The organism is Microvirga sp. P4_A5, assembly GCF_056402495.1.
The window spans coordinates 1-9,529 of the sequence record NZ_JBFUHH010000135.1 but is presented as its reverse complement, the minus strand read 5'-3'; the positions used below and the strand labels follow the sequence as shown (position 1 = coordinate 9,529).

General features: G+C 64.2%; 11 protein-coding genes and 2 pseudogenes. 6 read left to right on the top strand and 7 right to left on the bottom strand.

The features are described from left to right. The 4 genes and pseudogenes from AC1DVM_RS21445 to lgt form a co-directional block, all read right to left on the bottom strand. A pseudogene (locus AC1DVM_RS21445) lies at positions 1-330 on the bottom strand (outer membrane protein); the annotation flags it as partial. Between the two features lie 282 nt (positions 331-612). Further along, positions 613-1,389, bottom strand: a complete 777-nt coding sequence (gene pgeF / locus AC1DVM_RS21440; protein WP_477257866.1) for a peptidoglycan editing factor PgeF — start codon at positions 1,387-1,389, stop codon at positions 613-615. Between the two features lie 5 nt (positions 1,390-1,394). Then, entirely contained in the window at positions 1,395-2,477 is a 1,083-nt protein-coding gene (locus AC1DVM_RS21435) for a class I SAM-dependent methyltransferase (protein ID WP_477257864.1), read from the bottom strand. Next, a complete protein-coding gene (lgt, locus tag AC1DVM_RS21430; protein WP_477257862.1) occupies positions 2,474-3,328 on the bottom strand; it encodes a prolipoprotein diacylglyceryl transferase in 855 nt (284 codons plus the stop codon). The genes AC1DVM_RS21435 and lgt overlap by 4 nt, the downstream gene beginning before the upstream one ends. A gap of 152 nt (positions 3,329-3,480) precedes the next feature. Between lgt and AC1DVM_RS21425 the strand changes: the two genes are divergently transcribed. The 5 genes from AC1DVM_RS21425 to AC1DVM_RS21405 all read left to right on the top strand — a co-directional run bounded on the left by AC1DVM_RS21425 (position 3,481) and on the right by AC1DVM_RS21405 (position 6,552). After that, positions 3,481-3,759, top strand: coding sequence for an accessory factor UbiK family protein (locus AC1DVM_RS21425; RefSeq protein ID WP_477257860.1), 279 nt, complete (start codon positions 3,481-3,483; stop codon positions 3,757-3,759). Between the two features lie 237 nt (positions 3,760-3,996). After that, a complete protein-coding gene (locus AC1DVM_RS21420; RefSeq protein WP_477257858.1) occupies positions 3,997-4,497 on the top strand; it encodes a type III secretion system chaperone family protein in 501 nt (166 codons plus the stop codon). Positions 4,498-4,581: 84 nt separating this feature from the next. Next, positions 4,582-5,409 (top strand): pyrroline-5-carboxylate reductase, encoded by an 828-nt coding sequence (proC, locus tag AC1DVM_RS21415; protein WP_477257856.1) that lies wholly within the window; start codon positions 4,582-4,584, stop codon positions 5,407-5,409. A gap of 65 nt (positions 5,410-5,474) precedes the next feature. Next, positions 5,475-6,170, top strand: a complete 696-nt coding sequence (locus AC1DVM_RS21410) for a TetR/AcrR family transcriptional regulator (RefSeq protein WP_477257854.1) — start codon at positions 5,475-5,477, stop codon at positions 6,168-6,170. 22 nt (positions 6,171-6,192) lie between these two features. Then, the gene (locus AC1DVM_RS21405) at positions 6,193-6,552 is read left to right on the top strand and encodes a tRNA-binding protein (protein ID WP_477257852.1); all 360 of its coding nucleotides are present in this window, start codon (positions 6,193-6,195) and stop codon (positions 6,550-6,552) included. A 65-nt stretch (positions 6,553-6,617) separates the two neighbouring features. Here the strand turns inward: AC1DVM_RS21405 and AC1DVM_RS21400 are convergent, their stop codons facing one another. From AC1DVM_RS21400 to AC1DVM_RS21390, 3 genes are read right to left on the bottom strand one after another with little or no spacing between them, the layout of a single operon-like run. Further along, entirely contained in the window at positions 6,618-7,976 is a 1,359-nt protein-coding gene (locus AC1DVM_RS21400; RefSeq protein WP_477257850.1) for an ATP-binding protein, read from the bottom strand. After that, complete coding sequence (locus tag AC1DVM_RS21395; protein ID WP_477257848.1) at positions 7,973-8,692, bottom strand: response regulator; 720 nt, start codon at positions 8,690-8,692, stop codon at positions 7,973-7,975. The genes AC1DVM_RS21400 and AC1DVM_RS21395 overlap by 4 nt, the downstream gene beginning before the upstream one ends. 14 nt (positions 8,693-8,706) lie before the next feature. Continuing rightward, positions 8,707-9,204, bottom strand: a complete 498-nt coding sequence (locus tag AC1DVM_RS21390; protein WP_477257868.1) for a MarR family winged helix-turn-helix transcriptional regulator — start codon at positions 9,202-9,204, stop codon at positions 8,707-8,709. 207 nt (positions 9,205-9,411) lie between these two features. Here AC1DVM_RS21390 and AC1DVM_RS21385 point away from each other — a divergent pair. Then, positions 9,412-9,529: pseudogene (locus AC1DVM_RS21385) on the top strand (branched-chain amino acid aminotransferase); the annotation flags it as partial.

The following is a 9,529-nucleotide window of genomic DNA, read 5'->3' as shown; positions in this document are numbered from 1 at the left end:
GCGTCCGCCGCCGATGTCGGCGTACTGGATATCCGTCTCGAGACCGATGACGAACTGGCCCATCTGGTAGTTGTAGCCGATCTGGCCACCGCCGACGAAGCCGCCGTCGCTACCGCCGCCGCTATAGCCGAAAACGGGGTCGAAGTAGTTGTTGTTGTCGTTGGTGTTCCAGCCGTAACCGGCGTTCACGCCGACGTAGAAGCCGGTCCAGGTGAAGACGGGCACAGCAGCGACCATCGGGGGAGGAGCGTAGCGCGACGGCAGGTCGGCAGCCGCAGCAGCGCCGGCAAAGCCGAAGACCGCAACAGTGGCGAGAAGAAGTTTCTTCATGGTTTGATTCCTATTCGATATTCCCGGCCGGGTGACCCAAAGCCAGGTTCAGACTGGTCCTATATAGATTGAGAGCTCCGCTAGGTCTGTGACATCTGCACAACAGCACCGGAAGGTACTATGGCGGGATTGTGGCGGTCACAAACAAGAGTTCCCCTTGGCATTTCTGCCAAACCTCAACGAGGATATTCGAGGTTGGTTTCAATGCTTCGCAAAAAATGTTTTTTTGGAGGCATCGCCGATACATGTTATTAAGTTGCTTTATCGCTCCGCCGCGTGCCGCTACAAGACCTGTGGGACGATCGTGATGGCTGAAATCAGCCGGCCGTAATCCGGCTCTCCGCGATGCGTCGTCCGCCGATAGCTGAAAAAATGCTCTTCGTTGACGTAGGTGCACAGACCGAGATTCGCGAATTCGCCGATGCCTGCCGCTTCCAGCCGCATGCCGATGAAACCCGGAAGATCGAACATCGCGTGGCCCGCTCGCTCGGCGGGCTCGAAGAAGCGCTTGTGGCCCGAATCCGCATCGGTGAATTGCCTGACGAAATCGGCGCCGACCTCGTAGGCCCCCTGGCTGATGGTGGGGCCGAGCACGGCCACGATCTTGTCCCGCCTCGCGCCCAGACTCTCCATGGCCACAATGGTGGCTTCCAGCACTCCGTTCAGCGCCCCGCGCCAGCCCGCATGAGCAGCCCCCACGACGTTCACGTGCGGGTCGGCGAACAGAATCGGTCCGCAATCGGCCGTCGTGACCGCGAGCGCCAGACCCGTGACGGCGGACGCCATCCCGTCGGCCTTGGGCCGCTCGCCCGACCATGGCCCGTCCACGATGACGGCATCGGCGGAATGGACCTGATGGACGCTGATCAGCGCTCCCGGCTCGATGTCGAGGTCCTCGGCCATCAGGCGGCGGTTCTCCGCTACGCGGGCGGGATCGTCGGATGAGCCGAGACCGCCATTGAGCGAGGCGTAGATCCCCTCCGATACGCCGCCCACCCGCGTGAAGAACGCATGCTTGATATTGGGGTAGGAGGCGAGTTCGGGCGCTTCGATATACATGCGTATCACCTCTTTGGCGGGTCCAGGCGGGCGCGCAGTCCCGGCACGGTTTCAAGATCGGGATCGGTCAGCGCCATGACTTTAAACAGCTCTCCCATCCCACGGGTTTCGGTCGCGGTCAGTCGCCCCACCGCGTCATCGACGGTCTTGGCCTGTGCGGGCGTGGCGCTTCGTTTCAGCCGTGCGGCCCGCGTGGCGATGCCGAGCGCGTGGAGGAAATTGGCTTGTGTGTCGATGCCGTGAACCACAACCCCCGCGGCGCGTGCCGCATGGGCGAGCTGTGCGAAATCCACATGGGTGGTGAGATCGACTTCGCCCGGTTCGGTCAGCGGGTCCACGAAGCTGTGTCGCCGGACGGCCTGAAGGGTGTCGCCCGACGCCGGACCCCAATATCCGTAATCGATGATCAGCGCCGCCCCGCGCTCGCGGGCGAGGCGCTTTGCGATGTCGCCGATCAGCTCCGTCGCATGGAGGTGAAGTTCGCGGATCTCTCCGGGCTTCGGGGGAGGCGCGGAACTCGGCTCGGGCTCCGCGTTGAGGCCGAAAATGAGTGTGTCGTCCTCGACGCCGACAAGGCGCTCGCACCACCCGCGCTCCGTGGCGACGAACTGGCGGACGGGCAGCGCGTCGAAGAACTCGTTGGCGACGAGCAGCAGCGGGCCGTCGGGCACCTCGGCGAAGCTCTCGTGCCAGACGACCTTCGCGCCGGAATCAGTCAGGGTCGCCTTCTGCCTGTGGCGCAAGGCGGGACTCGTCTCAATGAGGTGGACGCAGGCGGCTGCGAGAAATTCCGGCAGCACGCGCGCCGCCCGCAGCATGTCGGCCATCAATGTGCCGCGCCCAGGCCCCAGCTCAACGAGATTGACCGGGGCGGGCCGCCCCATTTCGTGCCAGACCTCAGCCATCCAGAGACCCAGCAACTCGCCGAAGATCTGGCTGATTTCCGGCGACGTGGTGAAATCTCCGCCCGCGCCCAAAGGATCGCGCGTCGCATAGTAATGTCGAAGACAGACGTCCATGTAGCGTTCGACGGAAATCGGCCCTTCGAGCGCGATGAGATGGCGGAGATTGTCGCCGAGGCGCGTCACGCGGTCTCGCGCCGCGATTGCGTGGCGCCCCGCATGGCAATGACGATCACCGCGATGCCGAGGAGCGCCATGGGGATCGACAGCAGCATTCCCATGGTGACGCCGCCGCTCAGCGCCTGCACCGATGCGCCGAACAGGAAGCCGAGTTGCTCGTCCGGCTCGCGGAAAAATTCGCACACGATCCGCGCCACCGCGTAACCGAGAATGAAGATTCCTCCCAGCAATCCGGGACGGCGAAAGCCGAGGATCCGCACGGCGATCGCCATCACGACGAAGAGCAGCAATCCCTCGCCAAACGCCTCATAGAGCTGGCTCGGGTGACGGGGGAGGGGCCCCGCATGGGGAAACACCACCGCGTAGGGAAAGTCCAATGCGGGACGGCCCCATAATTCGCCGTTGATGAAATTGGCGATGCGGCCGAAGAAAAGGCCGATGGGCGCGACCGTGGACGCGAGATCGAGCATGGTCAGCGGATTGAGCCCGCGCCTGCGCGCGAAGACCACGATGGCGAGCGCCGCGCCGATCTGGCCGCCGTGAAACGACATCCCGCCGCGCCACACGGCAAAAATTTCGAGCGGATGCGCCAGATAGGTCGAGAGGTTGTAGAACAGCACATAACCGAGGCGACCGCCGAACACGACGCCGAGTGCGACCCACACGATCAGGTCGTCGATGTCGAGGGGTTTGGGCTGCGGCTGCGGAATCCACAGATCGGCTCTCGCCGCGAGACGCTTGGCGTAGAACCAGCCGCCGAGAAGCCCCGTCACATAGGCCAGCGCATACCACCGGATGGCGAAGGGGCCGATGGAGAACGCGATGGGATCGATGATCGGAAAAGTGAGCGACGGCATCGGGCAGCCTTGGTGAACCACGCCCATTGGACCGGGCCGGCGCCGGGCGTCAACCCCGTTCGCCTTCGAGGGGCGGTTGCAGTTTCGGGCGAATGCGCTCACATCTGGGCGAACCCGACTTTCCCGCTCACCTGCCCAATGTGGACGCCGCCATGACCCAGTCTTCAAACCGTATCCTGGATGAAATTGCCCGCCTCGCCACGGATGCGGCCGGCGCCGCCCAGGGGGTCCGCCGCGAAGTGGAAACGGTGGTGCGCGGCCAGATCGAACGCCTCATCAAGGAAATGGACGTGGCGACCCGGGAGGAAGTCGAGGTGCTGCGCGACATGGTGGTGGCGGCCCGGGAGGAAAACGAGCGGCTCGATGCAAGGCTGAAAGCGCTCGAGGCGGCCAACGCCGCCAAGGCCGCCCCCGCGAAGCCTGCGGCCTGAGCCGGTCCCTCATGCGTCCACGACAGGGGAGCTGTTGTGGACAGGACCACTGAACGCATTGTGACGTTCAGGGAAATCTACGAGTGTCGATCCGTGAGTTGATTCGTCACGGAAGTGGCCGCCGCCGTCGAAGTTCTACGTATTCGACGCCGGGAATACGGCGCTTCCGTTGATTTTGTGTAATTCTGTTTCCTCGAATGCTTTCCATTTCGAAGAGACCGAACCTCGTGGATTGAGATGCGTCAGTTGCAAGTCGAAATAGATCGCGTGGAACATCCTCTCGACGTCGTCGAGAGGCTCGCTTCCATTCGCGAGTGGATGTTCGACCGCACGGCAGCGGACGAGATGTCGATCTCGGTCAGCGGCAAATGGGCCGAGTATCACGTGGCCTTCACGTGGATCGAGGATGTCGAGGCGCTCCATGTCGCCTGCGCGTTCGACCTCAAGGTGCCCGACCGCCGCCGACAGGACATCCAGCACCTCCTGTCCCAGATCAACGAACAGCTCTGGGTCGGCCATTTCGATCTCTGGAACACCGAGAATACGGTGATGTTCCGCCACGCCCTGCTGCTCGCGGGTGGGGCCGATGCGACCGCCGGGCAATGCGAGACCATGCTGCGCGTCTCGGTGGAGGCGTGCGAGCGCTATTTCCAGGCCTTCCAGTTCGTTCTCTGGGCCGGAAGGACTCCTCGCGAGGCGCTCGATTTCGTTCTCTTCGAGACCGAAGGCGAGGCGTGAGAGCGGCCGAGGTCTGTCCCGGGTATCCGCGCGAGGCAAATCTGATCTAGATTGCGGCTCCGCATTCATCTGCATCGGGTCGCCATGTCGTCACACGCCCAAAACCTCCCCTCATCCCTCGTTCTCGTCGGCGCCGGCAAGATGGGCGGTTCCATGCTGGAGGGCTGGCTCGCGAACGGGATGGCGCCTGCCGGCGTCACCGTGCTCGATCCGCGCCCCTCCGACGAAATGACGCGCCTCTGCAAGGAGCGCGGCATAGCGCTCAATCCTCCGTCGCCCCAGGCGTCGGAGGTGGTGGTCCTCGCGATCAAGCCGCAATTGCTCGACGAGGCCGCCGCCAGCGTGAACGCGGTTCTGGGCCCGCAGACGGTTCTCGTTTCGGTGCTGGCCGGCAAGACGATCGGCGATCTGAAAGCGAGGCTTCCGGCCGCGAGCGCGATCGTTCGCGCCATGCCCAATCTTCCCGCCAGCATCGGCCGGGGTGCGACGGGCGCCGCGCCGAATCGTGAGGTCAGCGAGAAGCAGCGCCTCCGCGCCGATGCCCTGCTGCGGTGCGTCGGGATCGTCGAGTGGCTCGACAGCGAGGACCTCGTCGATGCGGTCACGGCCCTGTCGGGGTCGGGGCCGGCTTATGTGTTTCATCTCGTCGAATGCATGGCCGAGGCGGGGAAGGAAGCAGGTCTTCCCGCCGATCTCGCCGAGCGGCTGGCGCGCGCCACCGTGACGGGGGCGGGCGAGCTGTTGTTCCGAAGTGAACTCCCCCCGGCGACCTTGCGCCAGAACGTCACCTCCCCGGGTGGAACGACCGCGGCGGCGCTGGAAATCCTCATGGCCGATCCGGGCGGTCTCAAGGCGCTCATGCGAGAAGCGGTCGCTGCGGCAAAGCGCCGTGCGGGCGAACTGTCGGGCTGAGCCGAGATGCCATGCGCGCCGCGCGCGCTACATAGAGCGTCTCGCAACATGCACTGGAGATCAGCATGACGGCCATACCCTCGAAACGTGATGCCATCGTGCAGGCGCTGATGCATCTCGCAGCCCTGAAGGACTGGCACGAGATCGAGATCGCCGATGTGGCGCGGCAAGCGGGCGTCAGCCTGTCGGAATTTCGCGACCTGTTTCCCTCCAAGGGCGCGATCCTCGGAGCGTTTTCGCGGATGATCGACATGAAGGTGCTGGAGRGAACCTCCGAGGATCTCGCGGGCGAGCCCGCCCGTGAACGGATCTTCGACGTGATGATGCGTCGCATCGATGCGCTCACGCCCTACAAGGCGTCCCTGCGCCGCATGACGCGCGACCTGCAATTCGATCCCATGTCGCTCGCGGCGCTCAACAAGGTGGCGCTCAACTCGCAGCGCTTCATGCTCGCGGCGGCGGGCATATCCACCGAGGGACGCCTCGGGGCGCTGAAACTGCAGGGCGCCGTTCTGGTCTTCGGCAAAACGCTGCGCACCTGGCTGCACGACGACGATCCGTCGCTTGCCCGAACGATGGCGCGGCTGGATCGCGAGCTGCGGCGCGGGGAGGGCATTCTCGAACAGGCCGAGGACCTTCGTCGGCTCACGGCGCCCTTCCGCGCGTTCGGCCGGGCCTTGATGGAACGCCGTTCATCGGCGAAAAAGTCTCCGGAAAGCGGCGATCGCGGCGAAACCAGCGATCCGGCCGCCGCGATCTGACGACAGTCTGCGAGGGGGGAACATGGACAATCCAGATGCGGGCAGCACACAGATCGCGTTTGCGGATTTTCTGAAGGTCGATATCCGGGTGGGACGCATCGTCTCCGCCGAGCCTTTCCCGCAGGCGCGAAAACCCGCCTTCAAATTGTCGATCGATTTCGGCGCCGGGATCGGCATCAAGCGGTCGTCCGCGCAGATCACCGTCAACCACAAGCTCGACGAACTGGTTGGACGGCAGGTGCTCGCCGTGGTGAATTTCCCACCCCGCCAGATCGGCCCGTTCATGTCGGAGGTCCTCACCCTCGGCGTGCCGGACGAGAACGGCGAGGTGATGCTGATCGGGCCCGCGCGCGACGTGCCGATCGGCGGTCGCCTGTATTAGGATCGCGCCCCGCTGACGGAGCGACCTGCGCGCGACATGGGAACGTCGCCGATCGCCCCGGTCGCTCAGGCGGGTAATCGCACCGTGGCGCGCAACCCGCCCTGCGGAGAATCGCCGAGCGTGATGTCGCCGCCATGCGCACGGGCGATGTCGCGCGCAATCGCAAGGCCGAGGCCGGAACCGCCCTCGTCCTGATTGCGAGCTTCGTCGAGGCGGAAGAAGGGTTTGAACACCTCTTCGCGCATTTCAGGCGGAATTCCGGGGCCGTCATCGTCCACATGGATGACCAGCCAGCGGGTCTCGTGGTTGRCCAAAATCTCGATACGCTCCCCATGCCGCGCCGCATTGGCGAGGAGGTTCACGAGCAGCCGCCGGAAGGCATCGGGCCGAACCGTGATCATCGGATCGCCCACCATGTCGAGGCTCGTCGCATGCCCCTGGCGCTCGGCGTCGGATTGCAATTCCTCGAGAAGCGGACGCAAATCCGTCTCGATGGCCTGCTCGCCGAGATCACCGCGCGCGAAGGCCAGATAGCCTTCGAGCATGCGGGCCATCTCGTCGATGTCGCGTTCGAGATCCTCCACCTCCGGCGTCTGCGAAATCAGCGCCAGCGATAGCTTGAAGCGGGTCAGGATCGTGCGCAGGTCGTGACTGACGCCGTTGAGCATCGTCGTGCGCTGTTCGAGATTGCGCTCGATGCGCCGCTTCATTTCGAGAAACGCGTGGCCGGCCTGACGCACTTCGCGCGCCCCGCGCGGGCGAAACTCGATCTCGCGCCCTTTTCCGAGCGCCTCCGCGGCTTCCGACAATCGCAGGATCGGCCTGATCTGGTTGCGCAGGAACAGGATCGCGATGCCGAGGAGAACCAGCGACGAGACCGCCATCCAGACGAGGAAGATGTGCGAATTGGAGGCGTAGGCCTGCGAGCTGCGGGTGAGCACGCGCATGACCGTATTGTTGTCGAGCTTGACGCGGATCTCGACGAAGTTCGAGCGGCCGATCGTGTCCATCCAATAGGGGCGATCGACCTGCCGGCGGAGTTCCTCCGACAGGGTTTCGTCGAGGATCGAAAAGAACGGCTTGGGCGCGGGCGGCGGCAGATCGGTGTCGCGCAGGATATCCACGTCGAGCTGCAGCCGCTCCGAGGCGATGCGTTCGAGCGTGGCGGAGTTGCGGTTCTGGGGATAGCTCTCATAGATGTCGATGAGCGCCGCGATGTCGGCCGTGACCGCCGACGACAGGCGTCGCGTCACGAGCTGGTAATGGCGCTCCATGAACACATAGGCGACGACCGATTGCAGCAGTACCACCGGCGCGATGATGATGATCAGCGAGCGGGCATAGAGGCCTTTGGGCAGGTAACGGCCGAACCAGCGCGCCACGCGGTCGAAAGGCGAGTATCCGAGAGCCGAACCGATCTTCATCGGTCGATGACGAGGCGGTAGCCGACGCCGCGAACGGTCTGCAGCAGCAACGGGTTGGCGGGATCGACCTCGATCTTGCGCCGCAACCGGTTGATCTGCACGTCCACCGTGCGCTCATTGGCGGCGATGCCGTTTCCGGCGAGCTCCTCGCGGGGCACGTTGTCGCCGGTTCGCATGCCGAGGATCGTCAGGATCTCCCGCTCGCGCTCAGTGATGCGCACCACCTCGTCATCCCGGCGCAATTCCCCGCGATCGAACCGGAAGGAAAACGGCCCGAAGTGAATCACCTCGAGCTGCTCGATATTCGGCGAGCCTGCGCCCGCATGGTTGCGCTTGAGGATATTGCCGAGACGCAGGAGAAGTTCCCGTGGCTCGAAGGGCTTGGGCAGATAATCGTCGGCGCCGATCTCGAGACCGGTCACCCGGTCGGCCGCATCGGCCCGGGCGGTGAGCATGAGGATGGGGATCTGCGAGGTCTGCCGCAAATTGCGGGCATATTCGAACCCGGTCTCCCCGGGCATCATTACATCGAGGACGAGCGCGTCGAACAGAACGCTTTCGCTCTTGGCGCGGGCCTCCGCGGCGCTTGCCGCCGTGGTGATCCGGTAGCCGTTCTCGGAAAGAAAGCGCGCCAGCAGGTCACGCAGCCGGCGATCGTCGTCCACTACGAGGACGTGCGGCGCGTGATCGGGGATATCGATGCGTGCGGGTTCCATCGGGCGGATGCTTATCAGGTTTCCGCGCCGCCGAAAACGAGGCGCTCCACATGGGCCCGGTCGTCCTGATCGATGAGCGCCAGAAGGTAGGCGCTGACGGCAGCCTTCGCCTCCGGGTCGACTTTCGCGAGCGCCCCATGGATGCGGCCGGTCTGAAGCCTTGCCAGCTTGAGCGCGAGGTTGCGTCCCTGGGGTGTCGCGTGAAGATGGCGCTGCCGGCGGTCGGCGGTGCCGGTCCGGCTCTCGATGAAGCCTTTTTCGATGAGCTCCTTCAGAACCCGGTTCAGGCTCTGCTTGGTGATGCGCAGAATGTCGAGCAGCTCGGCGATGGTCAGCCCCGGCTGTCGATCGACGAAATGCAGCACGCGGTGGTGGGCGCGGCCGAAATCGTATTCGCCGAGGATCCGGTCCGGATCGCTGACGAAATCTCGATAGGCGAAGAAGAACAGCTCAATGAGGTCATAGGCCGGGCTCTCGGCGGGAGTGTCGGCGCCGGAGGATCGCGGGCGCATCACGGGAACAGCTTCAGGCACGGCGATGTCCATTTCCAATCCGGTGACCGGGACGCTGACCCGAGTTTTTAAGTCAGCCTTGTTGACATATCTCAGGACGATTGTTACTCGTCAAGGCGCTTCCGTGAAATGAATGACATTCAAACGACACGGTAAAGCTTCGGAAATTACGTGGCACACGCCAACGCCACCTCAATGGAGACTGACATGTCCGCGACCCCTTTCGATCAACGCGATGGTTGGATTTGGTACGACGGGCAGTTCGTACCCTGGAAGGACGCGAAGGTGCACGTTCTGACGCACGGCCTGCATTATGGCTCGAGCG

Coding starts and splice junctions, on each gene's coding strand:
- AC1DVM_RS21425 (WP_477257860.1), top strand. CDS start 3,481: ATGACCCAGTCTTCAAACCGTATCCTGGATGAAATTGCCCGCCTCGCC.
- AC1DVM_RS21420 (WP_477257858.1), top strand. CDS start 3,997: ATGCGTCAGTTGCAAGTCGAAATAGATCGCGTGGAACATCCTCTCGAC.
- AC1DVM_RS21395 (WP_477257848.1), bottom strand. CDS start 8,692: ATGGAACCCGCACGCATCGATATCCCCGATCACGCGCCGCACGTCCTC.
- AC1DVM_RS21390 (WP_477257868.1), bottom strand. CDS start 9,204: ATGCGCCCGCGATCCTCCGGCGCCGACACTCCCGCCGAGAGCCCGGCC.
- proC (WP_477257856.1), top strand. CDS start 4,582: ATGTCGTCACACGCCCAAAACCTCCCCTCATCCCTCGTTCTCGTCGGC.
- AC1DVM_RS21405 (WP_477257852.1), top strand. CDS start 6,193: ATGGACAATCCAGATGCGGGCAGCACACAGATCGCGTTTGCGGATTTT.
- lgt (WP_477257862.1), bottom strand. CDS start 3,328: ATGCCGTCGCTCACTTTTCCGATCATCGATCCCATCGCGTTCTCCATC.
- pgeF (WP_477257866.1), bottom strand. CDS start 1,389: ATGTATATCGAAGCGCCCGAACTCGCCTCCTACCCCAATATCAAGCAT.